This window comes from Pelagibacterium mangrovi (genome assembly GCF_036662815.1).
GTDB classification, from domain to species: domain Bacteria; phylum Pseudomonadota; class Alphaproteobacteria; order Rhizobiales; family Devosiaceae; genus Pelagibacterium; species Pelagibacterium mangrovi.
In genome coordinates, this window is record NZ_JBAFXA010000003.1 from 20,395 (window position 1) to 38,713 (window position 18,319).

An 18,319-nucleotide genomic window follows, 5' to 3' on the forward strand; every position below is an offset into this window, starting at 1 on the left:
ATTGTCTCGATCAATGCCGTTAAGTCAGCCCCCTGAACCTCAATACGCGGAAAGAGTTATGCGCGCAGACGTTCTCAAGACGGTCGACGAAATCAAGCAGGCCCTAAGCCTGCTGAGGAGGCATCTTTGACTGGGATACAGCCGAAAGACGCCTCGACGAACTGAATGCCCGCTCCGAATCGGGCGATCTCTGGAACGACCCGGAGGAAGCCCGCAAGGTGATGAGCGACCGCCAGTCGCTCGAAAGCGCCATAGCCAATGTGCGCACCATCGAAGCCGGCCTCAATGACAATATCGAGCTGATCGAACTGGGCGAGGCCGAGGGCGATAAGGAAATCGTGGCCGATGCCGAGCGCTCGCTGACCGAACTGCAGGGCACCGCGGCGCGCATGCGCGTGGAAACGCTGCTGTCGGGCGAAGCTGACGGCAATGATTGCTATCTCGAAGTCCATTCCGGGGCCGGTGGTACCGAGAGCCAGGACTGGGCGCAGATGCTGTTCCGCATGTACTCGCGCTGGGCCGAGCGGCGCGGTTTCAAGGTCGAGACCATCGAATACAGCGCCGGCGAAGAAGCGGGCATCAAGGGCGCGACGATCCTCGTGAAGGGGCACAACGCTTACGGTTGGCTCAAGACCGAGAGCGGCGTGCATCGCTTGGTGCGGATTTCGCCCTATGACAGCCAGGCCCGGCGCCACACGAGCTTTTCGAGCGTGTGGGTCTATCCGATGATCGACGATTCGATCGATATCGACGTCAACGAATCCGACGTGAGGATCGACACCTATCGCGCTTCGGGCGCGGGCGGGCAGCACGTCAATACGACCGATTCAGCGGTGCGTATTACGCACATTCCGACAGGCATCGTCGTCCAGTGCCAGAACGAGCGCAGCCAGCACAAGAACCGGGCTCAGGCCTGGGACATGTTGCGCGCGCGTCTTTACGAACTGGAACTGCAGAAGCGCGAAGAAGCCGCCAATGCGGAAGCTGCCTCCAAGACCGAAATCGGCTGGGGCCATCAGATTCGCTCCTATGTGCTGCAGCCCTATCAGTTGGTGAAGGATCTGCGCACGCAGGTGGAAAGCACGGCACCGTCCGATGTGCTCGACGGCGATCTCGACCAGTTCATGGAGGCCTCTTTGGCCCAAAGGCTGGGTGCGGACACCGAAGACGCCTGATCAGAAATAGGCGGCAAGTTCCCGGCCGGCTGCGATAAAGCGGGCCGGATCCAAAGCGCTGCCGGCGCGGCGCACTTCGAAATGAAGGTGCGGCCCGGTGGATCGCCCGGTCGATCCCGAAAATCCTACGTGTTGCCCGCCGGCTATGGATTGACTCACCGTCACGCCAATCTGGCTCATGTGGGCGTAGCGGGTGGAAAATCCGTTGCCATGGTCGATTTCGACCATCTTGCCATAGCCGCCATTATTTCCGGCAAAGGTGATCGTGCCGCCGGCGGCGGCCAAGACGGGTGTGCCGGTGGTGGCGCGGAAATCCATGCCGGCATGGAAGGCGGCGCGCTTCAGGAACGGATCGGTGCGATTGCCGAAATTGGAGGTGACGGCGCCCACGCCGACGATCGGCGTTTGCACGGGAGCTGCCAACAGGGTGCGGCGGGCCGATTGGTAGTGAGCCAGAGCATCGGCGACGGCATTGGCTTCATCGATGATGGAACCGGCTTCCCCCTGTGCCGGAATGAATGGCCCGCCGACGCCTTCGACCGCCGTCTGGGGCTCGATGCCCACGCCGCGCAGTTGGGTGAGGATTTCGTTGGCCGATAGCGTTGCCGCGTCCGATAGGGAGACGAGCGCCATCCGGGTTTCTTCCTGCATGGCGAGAAGGCTCTCGGCAAGCACTGCGGTATCACCGATCGAAGAATCGGGCGCAATCGCGCCTGTCGTTATGGAATCGCTTGGCGGAACGTGACCCGCTATGCCCATTTCGCGCGCCATTTCGGTGAGCGCCCGAACATATTCGTGCTGTTCGGAAAGCACTTCCTGCTGTTGCACCAGTTCGTGCATCTGGAGATTCATGTCGCCCATCTGGGCGTATTGCCGGGAATGGAGCCGGTCGACCTCCAGGCGAAGTTCGGTGATGCGCTGCTCATAGGCGGTGAGCAGGCCGGAATTGTCGTCGCGCATCAGCGCGTTGATTTCGGGTGCGAAATAGAGTGCGAGACCGGTCAGCGCATTACTGCCGAGCAGGAGGGCGACAATTGCCATGTAAAGAATATATGCGCCGATCCTACGGCTCGCGATCGGCTTGGCCTGTTGCCGGCCGAGCGTGATGGACTTGTCGCCCGTTTGCACAGATGGTCCCCCAAAGACGCCAAGCGCATATCGACTATTGGGGGACTATGCTTGTCTATGGTTAATGGCGCGCTAATCGAGCGCCTTTACCACGCGTTCCACATGGCCCTTGGCGCGGATATTGGGCCAGATGCGGGCGATCGTTCCGTCGGGCCCGATGAGAAACGTGCTCCGGATGAGCCCTTGATAGGTCCGGCCATAATTGAGCTTTTCGCCCCAGACGCCGTAAGGGCCGATGGTCTTGTGGTCGGGATCAGCGAGCAGTACGGGCTTAAGCGCATAGTCGGCACGAAATTTCGCCAGCTTTTCAACGCTGTCGGGCGAAATGCCGACCAAAAGGATATCGTGTTGGGCAAACCAATCGGCATGGGTGGTGAAATCCATGTTCTGGTTGGTGCAGGCAGGCGTATCGGCCTGGGGATAGAAATAGAGAAGGACGGATTTGCCGCGCCGTTCGGAAAGAGTGAAGGGCGTGCCTGTGTCGGTGAGCAGGGTGAAATCCGGAGCGATCTGTCCGGTGGCCAATTTCGTCATGTGCATGCCTCTGATGTGCGCTTGAGCGTCCAGTTTTTCCCAAACCGTCTATCTGCGCCATATTCAAGCCGATATGGTCGGTAACAGACAGCCTTAACACCCGATTCTCCAGCGTTTTGGCGCGATCATATGGGACCTGCACCTGACAGTGAGTGAGACGACACGTCCCCGGCAAGCCATCCTGGGAGCGCGAGGAAGGCTGGCGCTCAAGGTGCTGGCCTGGATCGGCATCGGTCTGCTGGTTGCCTTTGCGATTCTCTACGTGCGCCTGCTGTTCGGGCCGATCTCGTTGAACTTTCTTTCCGACCGGGTCAAGGGCGCGGTCGCAGGGGTCGTGGAAGACAGCTTCGTCGTCGATTGGAACGATTTCGGGCTGTCGTTGACCGGGCCTCTCACGATCGGCTTCCATCTTTCCACCGTCACGCTCACCGAGCGCGCGACGGATGCGGCTATCGAGATGGAGGCGCTGGAAATCGCGCTTTCGCCCATCGGGGCCGCAATGGGGCGTCCCAATGCACGTGTGGTGCTGATCGAGCCGAAATTCCAGATGGTGCAGAACCTGCTCGGCCCGCGCCTCACCCGGCTCGAATTCATGGAGACCGAGGATGCCGGCGAAACCGTGGTCCGCGTTTTCGAGGGCGAGCAAAGCGCGCCGAGCGTACAGATCGGAGACGACGGGCTTTCGCTTGGCGAGGAACGGGCCGAAGAGCTTGGCCTGCGATCGGACAATGACTGGATGGTGCTCAATGTCGAAGCGCTGAATCAATCGCTGGCCCAGCTTGCCGAGCAGGCGATGGGAGGGCAGGTCCGAAGGCTGGAGATACGCGGCGGTTCGGTCGGCGTGCTCGATACCGTCTATGGGCTCTATAAATCGTTCGATCAGGTTAATCTCGACGTTCGTGCGGGGCGGATCGACGGACGGGTGGCCGCAGAGTTTTCGGCGCGCATCGCGGGTCAGACCATGCAGGGGGAGATCGTTCGCGAGATCGAGGAAGACGGGGCTCGAATAGAGGCCAATATCGGAAACATCGATCTTTCGACGATCGTTCCGTTTCTCGACGATGCCAATGGATTGGCAGCATTGCGCGGCGCCGGTGCTCTGGCGCTGGCGGTCGAGCTTGGAACCGGTCCGACCGCCACCGTCCAATCAGGCAGGATCACCGTCGATATCTCGGGAACCCAGCTTCGGCTCAACAACGATCTGTTCGCCGTTTCGGCCGAACCGATCGACATCGAATGGATTCCCGAGCGCTCGCTGCTCAGCTTTTCGGATGTGAATTTGGCGATCGGGCAGAGCAGGGCAGTCATCGGCGGCGATATCGCCATGGGATTCGATAGCCAGTTCGGCCCGACGCTCGGCATGTCCATCCGCGCCCATGACGTCTGGCTGCATCCCGACGATCTGGAGGCGCCTACGGAGCCCTTCGAGGAAATCCATTTCGAGGGCTGGTCGGCCCCGCTTTACGGCGCCCTGGGCATCGATAGGATGGTTGGCGCCAAGGAGGACGTCAGTGTCGTGCTGCAGGGGCGGGTCGATATGGTTCGCGAGGGTGTGGGGCTGGACATTACACTGAGCGGACGGGGCGCCTCGGCCGACGATATCAAGCGGCTCTGGCCCTATCTTTTCGCCCGCGAGGGCCGGGAGTGGCTTGCCGAATATGTCGCCGACGGGTCGGTGAGCGCGGCGGACATGCATTTCAAGTTTCCGGTCGGCAGCATTTCGGTCGATGGTGAACCAAAGCCGATGCCCGAGGGAGCGATGCAGATCGACCTCGTGGGAGACGGCCTGCAATTGCTGCCGCTCGAGGGTTTGCCCGAAGTTCAGGTGGAGGGCGAAGCGCGGCTCTCCATGCGCGACAATCAATTGACTATGACGTTCGAAAGAGCCCGGGTGCCCGAGTTCGGCAACGATGTGACCATCACCAACGCGGCCTATATCAACCAGGATATCTCGGCCAGCGAACAGATCTTCGAGATTTCAGGGGATGTGGCCGGGGCGGTGCCAGCGATTTTGGACGTCGCGACCGGAGATACGCTCAATCTGCTCGAAGACTTCAATGTCGGGATCGACATCGAGGATTTGGCGGCGGACCTGACCGGGCAGGTTCAATCGACGGTTATCGCAACGATAGCCACCGACGATACGGGCCGGTTGGTGCGGACCGATTACGCACTCAACGGTTCGATTACCGACATGGCGAGCACGGGACCTATCGGAGGAATCGAATTCGATGACGCCGATTTTTCCTTTACCGCATCGCAGGAAGGCTTCCGCGTGGTGGGTGACGCCAATGTGGGCGAGGCGGAAATCGATATCACGGCGACGAGATCGGGGAATGGCGCGCCCGAAGTTTCGATCGGCTCGACACTCGATGTTGCCGACGCGGCGGCCTTTGGGGTCGACCTTTCCGAATTCATGAGCGGAACGGCGCGTGTGCTCGCAACACCCATGGAGGACGACCGCATCGAACTGGCCGCCGATCTGACCGACACTGCGCTGACCATCAGGGATATCGGGATCACCAAGGCGGCGGGAACGGGGGGAACGCTGGAGGCTATCGTTTCGCTCGATGAGGACGAAATTTCGGTATCCGATGTTTCACTCGGCTTCGGCTCCGTGCGCCTTGAGGGTGACATGAGATTTACCCCTGACGGCCAGCTCGTCTCGGCCGATTTCCCCACCTTCCGCGTGAGCGAGGGCGATAGCGCGCAGGTAAGCATGACACCGATCGAGGGTGGCTATGCTTTAGCCGTCGACGGTACCCAGCTCGACATCAAGCCAGTCCTGGCCCGCTTTTTCAATCTCGAGGGCGATACGAGCGCGGGGGCGAGCGAGGATCTTGAGGATAAGATTTTCAACATCAGCGTGAATTTGGACCGGGCGCTCGGCCATTATGGCGCCGCCGCGTTCAACGTCGATCTCGATCTCTCGGTGCGTGGCGAACAATTGCGCGCGGTCAATCTCGCCGCCCAGTTCAGCGGGGGCGGATCGGCCTCAGCCGCGACCAATCCATTGCCCTCGGGTCGGGTGATTTCCTACGCCACCAACGATCTGGGCGATATGCTGCGGTTTACCGGCATATACCCGCGACTGGTGGGCGGCGAGGGCAGCATGGTGATGCGGTACGACGAGGGAAGCGGAACCGACACTGGAGAATTCGTGGTTCGCGATTTCGCCGTGGTTGATGAGTCCAATCTCGACGCAATCGTGGGGTCGCATGACGAGTCGCAGGCCGTCATGGGCGGTGCGTCGGCAATTGAGTTTGATTTCGGCCGGGCGGAATTCGTGCGCTTTTCCGACCGGATCGAACTGGTCGACGCGGCGGTTTATGGCGACACCGTGGGCGGTACGATCCGGGGTAACGTACTGACCTCGAGTGGGCAATACGATCTGGCGGGGACCTATGTGCCGTTGTTCGGGCTCAACAATTTCTTCCAGCAAATCCCGATTCTGGGACCGATCTTCGGTGGCCGGGAAGGGGAAGGGCTGATTGGCGTAACGTTCGCGGTGCGCGGGCCGCTCAACCAGCCGGACCTGCTGATCAATCCGGTCTCGATCCTCGCTCCGGGCGTTTTCAGGACGCTGTTCGAATATCGCGCCGCCAATCAATGACCCCGAACAAAAAAGCCGGGGACTTGCCCCGGCCTTGAACGTTTGCCAGTCGGATCAAACCGGCTTGAGCAAAACGTGACGTTTCTTGCCGATCGAGAGCTTTATGACGCCTTCGGAAAGCACCTGGGCCTCACCGAGACTCATTTTGTCGTCGGTGACCGTCTCGTCGTTCACCCGGACAGCGCCGGCCTGGATATGCCGGCGAGCTTCGCCGTTCGACGCGGCGAGGCCGGCGGTGACCGTGGCGGCCAGAATGCCCAGCCCGCCGCGCAGGGCGGACCAGCCGATCTGGATGGTCGGCAGGGAGAGATCGATCTGACCGGCTTCGAACACCGCGACAGCGGTTGCGGCGGCTTCCTCGGCGGCGGCGCGGCCGTGGACCAGTGCTGTGACCTCGGTGGCGAGCACCTTCTTGGCCTCGTTGATGTCGGTCGCGACCCCCGCGACGACGCGTGCGATCTCATCGAGCGGCAAAGTGGTGAAGAGCTTCAAGAAACGTTCCACGTCGGCGTCTTCGGTGTTCCGCCAATACTGCCAGAAATCATAGACCGAGAGGGCGTCGGCGTTGAGCCAGACTGCGCCATTGGCGGTCTTGCCCATCTTCTGGCCCGATGCCGTGGTGAGCAGCGGCGAGGTCAGGGCATAGAACTGGGTATCCAGCATCCGGTGGCCGAGGTCGAGTCCGTTGACGATGTTGCCCCACTGATCCGATCCGCCCATTTGCAGGGTGCAGCCGTAGCGCTGGTTAAGCTCTACGAAGTCGTAGGCCTGCAGGATCATGTAGTTGAATTCGAGGAACGACAGGGATTGCTCACGGTCGAGGCGGAGCTTGACGGAATCGAAGCTCAGCATCCGGTTGACCGAGAAGTGCCGTCCCACGTCGCGCAGGAAGGCGATGTAACCCAACTCCAGCAGCCAATCGGCGTTGTTGGCCATGATGGCCGGATTTTCCGCGCGATCGAAATCCAGGAAGTTGGAGAACTTTTGCTTGATGCCCTGGATATTGGCCTCGATGCCTTCGACGGTCAGAAGCTTGCGGGCCTCGTCCTTGAAGGACGGGTCGCCGATCATGCCCGTGCCACCGCCCATCAGCGCGATGGGGCGATGGCCGGTCTGCTGCATCCAGTGAAGCATCATGATTTGCATCAGATGCCCGACGTGAAGAGACGCGGCAGTTGGATCATAGCCGATGTAGCCCGTCACGATCTCGGTCGAAAACTTCTTGTCGAGCCCTTCGGGGTCGGAGATCTGATGGATGAAGCCACGCTCGGAGAGCGTATGGAGAAATTCGGATTTAAACTGTGTCATTGGTCTTGATTCCAGAGCGTTGAAGCTGCCCGGCGGCGGTGCGCCGGGCGGGTTTGGCTCGAAATCATCCCGTTATTCGGGCGCCCTTTGCCGCCCAGGATGAGATTCGCCGGAGCGTGCGCTCCAAAACGATCGCGAGGGTTTAACGCCCGCCGCCGGCGGCGATCTCGGCCCGGCGACGGTCGAGATATTCGCCGCACGCCTCGATCAACTCGTCGACCTTGCCCTCATAGAAGTGGTTGGCGCCTTCAACGGTCTGCTGCTCGATGGTGATGCCCTTTTGCAGCTTGAGCTTGTCCACCAGCTTTTGAACGGCTTCGGGCGGGGCCACGCGGTCCTTGTCGCCATGGATGATCAGGCCCGAAGACGGGCAGGGCGCCAGGAACGAGAAATCATAGAGGTTTTCCGGGGGCGAAACCGAAATGAAGCCTTCGACTTCCGGACGGCGCATCAGGAGCTGCATGCCGATCCAGGCGCCGAATGAAAATCCGGCGATCCAGCAGCCGCGGCTTTCGCGATTGAGCGCCTGCAGCCAGTCGAGCGCGGCGGCGGCGTCGGACAGCTCGCCGATGCCGTGGTCGAAAAGACCCTGGGAGCGTCCCACGCCGCGTGAATTGAAGCGCAGAACCGCAAAGCCGCGTTGCACGAACATGTAAAAGAGATTGTAGACGATCTGGTTATTCATCGTGCCCCCGAACTGGGGGTGGGGATGAAGAACGATCGCAACGGGCGCGTTGGGCTCCTTGCCGGGCTGATAGCGCCCCTCGATCCGGCCCTCGGGTCCGTTGAAAATCACTTCAGGCATCTACTCTTACCTTTACGCTCGATATGGCCGCATGGGAGCTATGCACAAGCTACGCCTCGGCTTGACGAATGGGCTGGGTGCCCATAAAACTGACCATTAAAGCCAGTTTAGAATTATTCCAAATGGTTTTCGCCGGTTTTCCGGCGCTTGTGAGCGCTCCTTTTACTTAAGGAGCGAGTCGAATTTCAAGGATTGTTTGCTGCGGCGAAATTCAGACATGGATCGCCGGGGTAAATTGAAGGATCGATGAACGCATATCTCGATCATAACGCTTCGGCACCTTTGTTGCCTCGCGCGCGCGAGGCAATGATGGCTGCGCTTGCCATGACGGGCAATCCGTCCTCGGTCCACGGGCCGGGGCGGGCCTTGCGCGCCGTGATCGACGATGCGCGGGACAAGGTGGGGCGGGCTGCCGGTGCGGATGCCAAGCAGGTGGTGTTCACTGGTTCGGCGACCGAGGCCCTGACCCAGGCGATCGTCGGGGGTGTCAATGCGTTCGGGATCGATCGCGTACTGGTTTGCGCCACAGACCATGCGGCGGCTCTGAAAGCGGCGGAAGCATCGAGCGTTGCGGTGAATCTCATCGGGGTGGATGAGAATGGCATCGTCGATCTCGACGCGCTGCGGCGGCATATCGACACTGCCGATGGTGCCGGAGAAAAGGTTCTGGTGACGTTTGCCTGGGTCAACAATGAAACCGGCGTCGTTCAGCCGCGCGGGCGGATAGAAGCGATGGTTGGACCCACGCCTCATATTCTTGTCATCGATGCGGTGCAGGCTTTCGGCAAGCGCGATCTGGACTTTGCAGCTTCGGCCACCGATATGATGGCTGTCTCGGCTCACAAGATCGGCGGGCCTGCCGGAATCGGCGCGCTACTGGTCAAGGGGCACGCCGATACCGTCCGGCTGGTTCCGGGCGGCGGACAGGAACAGGGCCGGCGCGGAGGCACCGAATCGGCAGCGCTGATCGCCGGGTTCGGTGCGGCGTGCGAAACATTCGGTGAAGTCTTCGAAGCCGACCGTGTCGCGGGATTGACGAACCGGTTTGAAGAAAGGCTTTTGGCGGTTGCGCCCGATGCCGTGATTTTCTCGCGCGGGGCCGATCGGATCGGCACGACGGTCAATTTCGCGGTGCCGGGGATCAAGAATACCGTGGCGATGATGAGCCTCGATCTGGCTGGCATCGCGGTCTCGTCGGGCTCGGCATGCTCGTCGGGCAAGGTCGGGCGCTCCCATGTGCTCAGCGCCATGGGCGTAGCGCCCCAATTGAGCGAATGCGGCCTTCGGGTCAGTTTGGGCTGGTCATCGACCGCCGAAGAAATAGACGCCTTCTTTGCGGCGTTTGAAACCGTTCTGAGCCGCCATCGCCGTGATGGCGCGGCGGCTTAGCACCAGGAGATTTATTGATGTCCGATTACGACATTCCGACGCTTAAGGAAAACATCGACCGCGATACGGTCGACAAGGTGCTGGCGCTCGACGTCGACAAGTACAAGTACGGCTTTGAGACGATCATCGAATCCGAAAAGGCTCCCAAGGGGCTCGATGAGGATACGGTACGGTTCATCTCGGCCAAGAAGAACGAGCCTGAATGGATGCTCGAATGGCGACTGGAGGCGTTCCGCCGTTGGTTGACGCTCGAGGAGCCCACCTGGGCGCGTGTGTCGTATCCGGCCATCGATTTCCAGGACCAGCATTATTACGCCGCGCCCAAGAGCGTGACGGGTCCGAAATCGCTCGACGAGGTCGATCCGGAATTGCTGCGCACATACGAAAAACTGGGCATCCCGCTTTCCGAGCAGAAGATTCTGGCGGGCGTCCAGGAAGAGGGCGAACCGCGGGGAACGCCGTTCAGCGGCAATGTCGCCGTGGACGCGGTGTTCGACTCGGTTTCGGTCGTCACCACGTTCCGTGAGGAATTGGCCAAGCAGGGCATCATCTTCTGCTCGATTTCTGAAGCGATCCGTGAGCACCCCGAATTGGTCAAGAAGTATCTTGGCTCGGTGGTGCCGGTAACGGACAATTTCTACGCCACGCTCAATTCGGCGGTCTTCACGGACGGGTCGTTCGTTTATATCCCCAAGGGCGTCCGCTGCCCGATGGAGCTCTCGACCTATTTCCGCATCAACGAGCGCAATACCGGCCAGTTCGAGCGTACGCTGATCATCGCCGAGGAAGGCTCATATGTGAGCTATCTCGAAGGCTGCACGGCGCCGATGCGCGACGAGAACCAATTGCACGCGGCGGTTGTCGAGCTGGTGGCGCTGGATGATGCCGAGATCAAGTACTCCACCGTCCAGAACTGGTATCCGGGCGACAAGGAAGGCAAGGGCGGCATCTATAACTTCGTCACCAAGCGTGGCGATTGCCGTGGCAAGAATTCCAAGATTTCCTGGACGCAGGTCGAGACCGGTTCGGCGATCACCTGGAAATATCCGAGCTGCATCCTGCGTGGCGATGGCTCGCGCGGCGAGTTCTATTCGATCGCCATTTCCAACGGAAAGCAGCAGATCGACAGCGGTACCAAGATGATCCATCTGGGCAAGAACACGTCCAGCCGCATCATTTCCAAGGGCATTGCCGCCGGCAATTCCGACAACACCTATCGCGGCCAGGTTTCGGCCCATCGCCGGGCAACCAATGCGCGTAACTTCACCCAGTGCGACAGCTTGCTGATCGGCGATCGCTGCGGCGCTCACACGGTGCCCTATATCGAAAGCCGCAATTCCTCAGCGGTCTTCGAGCACGAGGCGACCACCTCGAAAATCTCGGACGACCAGATGTTCTACTGCCTGCAGCGCGGGCTCTCCGAGGAAGAGGCCGTGGCCCTGATCGTCAACGGGTTCGTCCGTGACGTGCTCCAGCACCTGCCGATGGAGTTCATGGTCGAGACCCAGAAGCTGATCGGCATCTCGCTTGAAGGCAGCGTCGGCTAAGCCTTTCGAAAGAACAATTTGCCCAAAGGGCACCAATCAATATGGGACGGCCGCCCGGCCGGAAATGAAATGACGACACCTTTGCTCGAGATCAAGAACCTGCATGTCCGTGTTGAGGACAACGAAATTCTCAAGGGCGTGAACCTGACCCTCAACAAGGGCGAAGTGCATGCCATCATGGGCCGCAACGGTTCAGGAAAGTCGACACTTTCCTACGTGCTGGCCGGCAAGGAAGACTACGAGGTCACCGAGGGCGAAATCCTGTTCAACGGCGAAGACCTGCTTGAGATGGAAGCCGATGAGCGCGCCGCCGCGGGTCTGTTCCTGGCCTTTCAATACCCGATCGAAATCCCCGGCGTCGCGACGATGACGTTCCTCAAGGCCGCCATGAACGCACAGCGCAAGGCGCGCGGCGAAGCCGAGCTTTCGACGCCCGAGTTCATGAAGGCCGTCAAGGATGCGTCCAACCTTCTCGATGTTCGGCAGGAATTTTTGAAGCGCCCCCTCAATGTCGGGTTCTCGGGCGGTGAGAAAAAGCGCGCCGAAATCCTGCAGATGGCGTTGCTCGAGCCCAAGCTCTGCATTCTGGACGAAACCGATTCCGGGCTCGATATCGACGCCCTCAAGATCGTTTCCGAAGGTGTGAACAAGCTCCGTTCGCCCGAGCGTTCGATGCTGGTCATCACGCACTACCAGCGGCTGCTGAACTACATCGTGCCCGACGTGGTGCACGTGTTCTCGGCCGGCCGTGTGGTCGAGACCGGAGACAAGTCGCTGGCCCTCGAACTCGAAGCCAAGGGCTATGCCGACTTCGACGAAACCAATGTTGCCTGAGGATTGACGCCGTGAATATTCAAACGCCAGTTCGACTGAGCGGCGCCGAGGAAAGCCTCGTTGCACAACTCGAAAGCATCGGCGCGACCGATGCCGCCGAACGTCTTCGGATCATTGGTTTGCCGACCCGTCGCGTGGAAACCTATCACTATACCGATCTCAAGACGCTCCTTGGGCAGGTGCCGCCGCTGGCCAAGCCAGCGGAAAGCGCCAGTGCTCCGGCTATCGATATTCCCGGCGCCTATCGCATCGTCATCAGCAATGGCATCGTGCAGGCGGCCGCGACCGCGCCTTCGGGCGTAATCGTGGGCAAGACGACGGGCTCGGTACTGACGACGCGCGATGACGTTCTGGTTCGACTCAACGCCGCCATGGTCACCGAATCGTTGACGTTGGAATTGACCGGCTCGGTCGATCCGGTGATCCATATCGATCGCCGGCTGGAAGGCGAGGCGGCGCACGTTCAGTCGGGCGCCAAGATCAATGTCGGGCCGGGCGGCCGGGCGACGATCGTCGAAACGATCTCGGGTAGCGACGCAGCCCATATGGGCAATGCGGCAAGCTATGTCTCTCTGGGAGATGGCGCCGTGGTGACCCATGTCGTGGTCGACCTCTCAGCGCGTCAGGCTACTCATTTCGCCAACATCGAGTATCGCATTGCGGGCGAAGTCCAGTTCAAGTCGGTGGTTATCAACGCCGGCGCGCATTTGGCCCGCGCCAATGTGTTCGCCGATTTCGTGGGCGAGGGCTCGCATGGCGACTTTTTCGGCCTCAACGTTGTCGATACCGATGAGCATCGCGATATCACGATCGACGTAACCCATGGCGTGCCGAACACGACTTCCGCAGAGCTTTACAAGCAGATCGCGCGCGGTCGGGGCAGGGCGGTGTTTCAGGGCAAGATCAACGTGGCGGTTGATGCGCAGAAAACCGACGCCAAGATGATGACCCAGGGGCTGATGCTTTCGGACGAGGCGGAAATCCTGTCCAAGCCCGAGCTAGAGATTTTCGCTGACGACGTGGTTTGTGGCCACGGCGCGACTTGTGGCGATCTCGATGAGACGTCGCTGTTCTATCTGATGAGCCGCGGCATTTCACGGCAGGACGCCGAAACCATGCTGATCCGCGCTTTCCTTGCGGAAATCACCGAGGCGGTCGAGGACGAATACGTCGCCGAAGCGCTTTCGGGTATCGTGGAGCGTTGGCTCAAGAAGGGTGCCTGATGGCTTTCGATCTTCAGGCCGTACGCGCGGATTTCCCCATTCTGGGGGAGAAAATCCACGATCAGCGGCTGGTTTATCTGGATTCGGGGGCATCGGCGCAAAAGCCGGTGCATGTGCTCGACCGGATGGATTACGCATATCGGCACGAATATGCCAACGTCCACCGGGGGCTGCACACGCTTGCCAACCGGGCGACCGACGCGTTCGAGGCCGCGCGCGAAAAGGTTCGGGCCTTCCTCAACGCCGGGCGGACGGAAGAGATCATTTTCACCCGGTCTACGACCGAGGCCATTAATCTGGTTGCCTCCTCCTTTGTCGGCCCGCGTATCGGGGAAGGCGATGAAATCGTCATCTCGATTGCCGAGCATCACTCCAACATCGTGCCCTGGCACTTCCATCGCGAGCGCAAGGGCGCGGTGATCAAATGGGTGGATGTGAGCGAGGACGGAAGTTTCGACCTCGATGCCTTCGCGGCAGCTCTTAGTGATCGCACCAAGATGGTCGCGATTACGCATATGTCGAACGTTCTGGGCACCATCACTCCGGCCAAGGCGATCGTCGAGATTGCACATTCGCGCGGAATTCCGGTTCTGATCGACGGCAGCCAGGGGGTCGTCCACACCAAGGTCGACGTGCAGGATATCGGCGCCGACTTCTACGTCTTTACCGGGCACAAGCTCTACGGACCGACCGGGATCGGGGTTCTGTACGGCAGATATGACCTTCTTGCGGAAATGCAGCCGTATCTCGGGGGCGGGGAAATGATCGAGGAAGTGGCCATGGATATGGTCACCTACAACGAGCCCCCGCACAGGTTCGAAGCGGGTACGCCGCCGATCGTCCAGGCCATCGGGTTGGGCGCCGCGATCGATTACGTGCGTTCGCTGGGCCGCGAAGCGATCGAGGCGCATGAGCAGGACGTCACCGACTACGCCATGGAACGGCTCTCGCGCATCAATGCTTTGCGGATGATCGGGACGGCGCCGGGGAAGGGCGGCATTTTCGCCTTCATGTTGGAAAACGCCCACGCCCATGACGTTTCGACCATTCTCGACCGCTATGGGGTTGCCGTGCGGGCGGGGACCCATTGCGCCATGCCGCTGCTACAAAGATTTGGGGCAACCTCTACATGCAGGGCATCGTTTGCCCTATATAATGGCAAGGACGATGTGGACGCGCTTGTCGAGGCTATCGAAAAAGCGCAGTCTTTCTTTTGAAAATGGACCGTCATGACTGATACCGCGCCGGAAAAGACCGAGGCCGAAACGGCCGAGACCGCAAGCTTCGTGGGCGGGGGCAGCGCATTGCCGCCCGATGATGTCGAACGGATCACGGCCGATCTTATTGCGGCGCTCAAAACCGTGTACGATCCGGAAATCCCGGTCGATATCTACGAGCTGGGACTGATCTACAAGGTCGATCTGGACGATGATCGCAAACTGACCATCGACATGACCCTCACCGCGCCCGGATGCCCCGTGGCTGGCGAGATGCCGGGATGGGTCGAGAATGCGGCGCGTTCGGTCGAGGGCATTCAGGATGTCGAGGTCAAGATGGTGTTCGATCCCCCCTGGGGGCCGGATCGGATGAGCGAGGAAGCGCAGGTTGCGCTCAACTGGTGGTAGATATGCCGTTCGCGATCATGCAACTCACCGATGCCGCCGCCGAGCGCATCAGAGAAATCATCGAGGATAGCGACAAGCCGGTGATCGGCGTGCGGGTCGGCGTCAGGAATGCCGGCTGCGCGGGCATGGCTTATACGCTCGACTATGTGACCGAGCCCGTTGCGGGAGACGATCACATCAAGGACCGGGGCGTCGACGTTTGGGTCGAGCCCAAGGCAACGTTGTTCCTGCTCGGCACCGTCATGGATTTCGAAGAGACCAAGATGTCTTCGGGCTTCACCTTCAACAATCCCAATCAGGAAGGTGCCTGCGGGTGTGGCGAGAGCGTACAGCTCAAGCCCGCCGACCTTGCCGAACTGGCGAAGGCCCGCGCCGGCGCGCCGGCATAAGCCTACCCCTCACGCGATGTCGGACGCTCCCAATGCGCCCGCCATGTCGCGCTCGCTGATCACGCGATTTCTTCCCGCACCCTTGGCTGCGTAGAGGCATTTATCGGCACGGTCGATAAGGCTCGCAACCGTATCGCCGGCCCGCCACTGGGCCACTCCGACCGAAAGGGTAATGCGACCGAGCTTTTCATTGGTCGAGCGCTTGAGCAGTTCCTTGGCCTGCACCGAACGGCGGATGGTTTCGGCGACAGAGATCGCGCCGTCCAGCGTCGTCTCCGGCAGGATGGCGATGAATTCTTCACCTCCGAAACGTGCCGGCATATCGCGGCCCTTGAGATTGGCCTTGAGGACCTGGGCCACCAGCCGCAGCACCTGATCGCCCGTCAAATGCCCATAGGTATCGTTGAACGCCTTAAAATGATCGATATCGAACACAAGCAGGGATAACGGCGTGCCCGACGAATTCACGCGCTGCAATTCGGCGGCGAACTGCTCGTCGAACCGTTTGCGATTGGGGATTTTGGTCAGCGGGTCGAGCATGGATTCCTTGCGCACCTCGTCAAGGTCGCGCTGGAGAAGCGATATGTCGTCCCGGGAGTTTTCGAGCTCGGCTTCGAGGCGCCGGTTCATGTCCTGCATGCGCCGGGTTTCCTTGAGCAGGCGCGAAGACAGCATCTTGAGCGCGTCTTCATCGATGCCGGCTTCGAGATCACCCGAGGCCTGCTGCAGCGATCCCGAATAAGAATCTGCCGACACCATTGCAATGTCTATCGCCTGATTGACGTCGGTGATCTTGCGACTCATCACCTGCGACATTGCACGCAGGTTTTCTTCGATGTCCGAAATCCTGAGGAAACGTTCGCAGAGATTGGAGGCGGTTTCGATGCTCATCGCGCCGGATTGGCCGAGAATGGCGTTGACCTCGGCATTGAGCTCTGCGTTGGCACCGGTGGCGTAGGTGTAGAAGAGTTCGAAATAAACTGGAAAAGGCGGGATCTGCGAACGCTTGAGCAGGGCGAATGCCGCGTTGGCAAATCCTGAAGCACGGTCAAAATCCAGGTTCGTCACGATGCGTCAACCATCACCCGTTCTTGCCAAATCATATGACGGGAGGCTTAAACGCACCTTAAATCGCATATTGCCGCTGTTGCGTATATTCAAGCGAGCGGCCAATTGGCCGCCCGATCGACTACGTGGCGAAGTTGCGATTACACCCGATCATCCCGCGGCCCCCTGGCTCGGATTACCCAATTAGCTAGTGGGTCGCCGAAAGACTGTCCAGATAAAAAATGCAACCGGACCAGTAACATGGGCGAGATAAAAGGGGCCTATTTCCCGACCGGGCGGAGCAGGAAGGCGGGAATGTGTCCTTCGGTCTTGAAGCTGGCCGGGCCGTCGTCATTGCCCCTGCGTGATGGCTCACGGCGCTTGGGCGCTGGCTCGGCAGGTTTGGCCGCCTGCCTGGGCGGCTCGTTTTTCTGTCTATCCTGCTGGCGCGCGCGTCGCGCGCTTCTTGCTTCGGCTGACGCCTGGTCCGCTGCCGGTGCGGGCGATGCTGCAGGGGCCGCGTCCAACCATTCGATGTCGCGCTGGATCAATTTGACGATCGCGTCGACATATTTGGTCTCGCCCGGCGCAACGAGCGTGATCGCCGAACCCGAGCGACCGGCGCGACCCGTACGGCCGATGCGATGCACATAGTCTTCCGCATGGGTGGGTACGTCGAAATTGAAGACGTGGCTCACCGCCGGAATGTCGAGGCCGCGTGCGGCGACGTCGGAAGCCACAAGGATGGGCAGGGAACCGGCGCGGAAACGATCGAGCGTTTCCATGCGCGATTTCTGATCCATATCCCCGTGCAACGCGCCTGCAGAAAAGCCGTGGCGCTCGAGCGAGCGGGCAACAGTGGCGACGTCGCGCTTACGATTGCAGAAGATGATGGCGTTCTTCATCTCCTTGGCCGCGCGGATCTGGTCGCGCAGGGCGGCGCGCTTTTCCGCCGGAGTCTTGCCGACCTTGAGCAGCTTCTGATCGATGGTCTCGGCGGTCGAATTCTGCCGAGCAACCTCGACTTTTACGGGATCGCGCAGAAACCGCTGGGTCAGTTTCTGGATTTCGGGCGGCATGGTTGCTGAGAAGAACAGGGTTTGCCGGCGCGGCGGGAGCAGTCCGCAGATGCGTTCGATATCGGGAATGAATCCCATATCGAGCATGCGGTCGGCTTCGTCGATCACCAGGATATCGACGCCGGTGAGAAGCAGGCGGCCGCGCTCGAAATGATCGAGCAGGCGGCCGGGCGTGGCGATAAGAACGTCCGCGCCGCGATCGAGCTTCTTGTTCTGGTCCTCGAAGGAAACGCCGCCGATCAGAAGCGCCACCGTAAGGCGATGGTTCTTGCCGTATTTCTCGAAGTTCTCGTGAACCTGCGCAGCGAGTTCGCGCGTCGGTTCGAGAATGAGGGTGCGGGGCATGCGTGCCCGGGCGCGGCCCTTTTCGAGAAGCGAGAGCATGGGAAGCACGAAGGACGCGGTCTTGCCCGTGCCGGTCTGGGCAATGCCGATCAGGTCCTTCTTTTCGAGGACGTGCGGGATGGCTTGCGCCTGAATATCGGTTGGCTTGGTATAGCCGGCTGCAGCGACTGCTTCGGTGACTTTGTCGCCCAAGCCGAGCTCGGAAAATTCAACAGTCAAAATCGGATGTCCATCATGTTCGTGTCAGATGCCACGGAAATCATCGGCCAACGGCCCTG

General features: G+C 60.4%; 15 protein-coding genes. 9 read left to right on the top strand and 6 right to left on the bottom strand.

Annotated elements, in window-relative coordinates; genetic code table 11:
• Positions 1-58 precede the first annotated feature (58 nt).
• A protein-coding gene (gene prfB / locus V4T21_RS05240; protein ID WP_332714090.1) for a peptide chain release factor 2 occupies positions 59-1,175 on the top strand; the annotation gives its coding sequence in 2 pieces (ribosomal slippage) (positions 59-124 and positions 126-1,175; 1,116 coding nt in all).
• On the opposite strand, the gene V4T21_RS05245 is transcribed toward prfB, so the two are convergent.
• Both V4T21_RS05245 and V4T21_RS05250 read right to left on the bottom strand, forming a co-directional pair.
• Entirely contained in the window at positions 1,176-2,303 is a 1,128-nt protein-coding gene (locus V4T21_RS05245; protein WP_332714093.1) for a M23 family metallopeptidase, read from the bottom strand.
• Positions 2,304-2,375: 72 nt separating this feature from the next.
• A complete protein-coding gene (locus V4T21_RS05250) occupies positions 2,376-2,837 on the bottom strand; it encodes a peroxiredoxin (RefSeq protein WP_332714096.1) in 462 nt (153 codons plus the stop codon).
• Between the two features lie 148 nt (positions 2,838-2,985).
• Here V4T21_RS05250 and V4T21_RS05255 point away from each other — a divergent pair, with 148 nt between their 5' ends.
• Positions 2,986-6,450, top strand: a complete 3,465-nt coding sequence (locus tag V4T21_RS05255) for a hypothetical protein (RefSeq protein WP_332714099.1) — start codon at positions 2,986-2,988, stop codon at positions 6,448-6,450.
• Positions 6,451-6,504: 54 nt separating this feature from the next.
• Here the strand turns inward: V4T21_RS05255 and tyrS are convergent, their stop codons facing one another.
• Positions 6,505-7,758 (bottom strand): tyrosine--tRNA ligase, encoded by a 1,254-nt coding sequence (gene tyrS, locus V4T21_RS05260; RefSeq protein ID WP_332714102.1) that lies wholly within the window; start codon positions 7,756-7,758, stop codon positions 6,505-6,507.
• 142 nt (positions 7,759-7,900) lie between these two features.
• A complete protein-coding gene (locus tag V4T21_RS05265) occupies positions 7,901-8,563 on the bottom strand; it encodes an alpha/beta hydrolase (protein WP_332714104.1) in 663 nt (220 codons plus the stop codon).
• Positions 8,564-8,809: 246 nt separating this feature from the next.
• Here V4T21_RS05265 and V4T21_RS05270 point away from each other — a divergent pair, with 246 nt between their 5' ends.
• The 7 genes from V4T21_RS05270 (at position 8,810) to sufA (ending at position 15,570) form a co-directional block, all read left to right on the top strand.
• The gene (locus V4T21_RS05270) at positions 8,810-9,952 is read left to right on the top strand and encodes a cysteine desulfurase family protein (RefSeq protein WP_332714107.1); all 1,143 of its coding nucleotides are present in this window, start codon (positions 8,810-8,812) and stop codon (positions 9,950-9,952) included.
• A 17-nt stretch (positions 9,953-9,969) separates the two neighbouring features.
• Complete coding sequence (sufB, locus tag V4T21_RS05275) at positions 9,970-11,499, top strand: Fe-S cluster assembly protein SufB (RefSeq protein ID WP_332714110.1); 1,530 nt, start codon at positions 9,970-9,972, stop codon at positions 11,497-11,499.
• Between the two features lie 81 nt (positions 11,500-11,580).
• Entirely contained in the window at positions 11,581-12,333 is a 753-nt protein-coding gene (gene sufC / locus V4T21_RS05280; RefSeq protein ID WP_332715041.1) for a Fe-S cluster assembly ATPase SufC, read from the top strand.
• Positions 12,334-12,344: 11 nt separating this feature from the next.
• Positions 12,345-13,556, top strand: coding sequence for a Fe-S cluster assembly protein SufD (gene sufD / locus V4T21_RS05285; RefSeq protein WP_332714113.1), 1,212 nt, complete (start codon positions 12,345-12,347; stop codon positions 13,554-13,556).
• Positions 13,535-14,773, top strand: a complete 1,239-nt coding sequence (locus V4T21_RS05290; protein WP_332714116.1) for a cysteine desulfurase — start codon at positions 13,535-13,537, stop codon at positions 14,771-14,773. Before sufD ends, V4T21_RS05290 begins: the two co-directional genes overlap by 22 nt.
• A 12-nt stretch (positions 14,774-14,785) precedes the next feature.
• Complete coding sequence (locus V4T21_RS05295; RefSeq protein WP_332714119.1) at positions 14,786-15,181, top strand: SUF system Fe-S cluster assembly protein; 396 nt, start codon at positions 14,786-14,788, stop codon at positions 15,179-15,181.
• A gap of 2 nt (positions 15,182-15,183) precedes the next feature.
• Positions 15,184-15,570 carry a Fe-S cluster assembly scaffold SufA gene (gene sufA / locus V4T21_RS05300; RefSeq protein WP_332714121.1) on the top strand — a complete coding sequence of 129 codons (387 nt, stop codon included), beginning with the start codon at positions 15,184-15,186 and terminating at the stop codon, positions 15,568-15,570.
• A gap of 9 nt (positions 15,571-15,579) precedes the next feature.
• On the opposite strand, the gene V4T21_RS05305 is transcribed toward sufA, so the two are convergent.
• Together V4T21_RS05305 and V4T21_RS05310 are read right to left on the bottom strand one after the other, a co-directional pair.
• Positions 15,580-16,638, bottom strand: a complete 1,059-nt coding sequence (locus V4T21_RS05305; protein WP_332714124.1) for a GGDEF domain-containing protein — start codon at positions 16,636-16,638, stop codon at positions 15,580-15,582.
• A gap of 260 nt (positions 16,639-16,898) precedes the next feature.
• Positions 16,899-18,260, bottom strand: coding sequence for a DEAD/DEAH box helicase (locus V4T21_RS05310; protein WP_332714126.1), 1,362 nt, complete (start codon positions 18,258-18,260; stop codon positions 16,899-16,901).
• Positions 18,261-18,319: the final 59 nt, after the last annotated feature.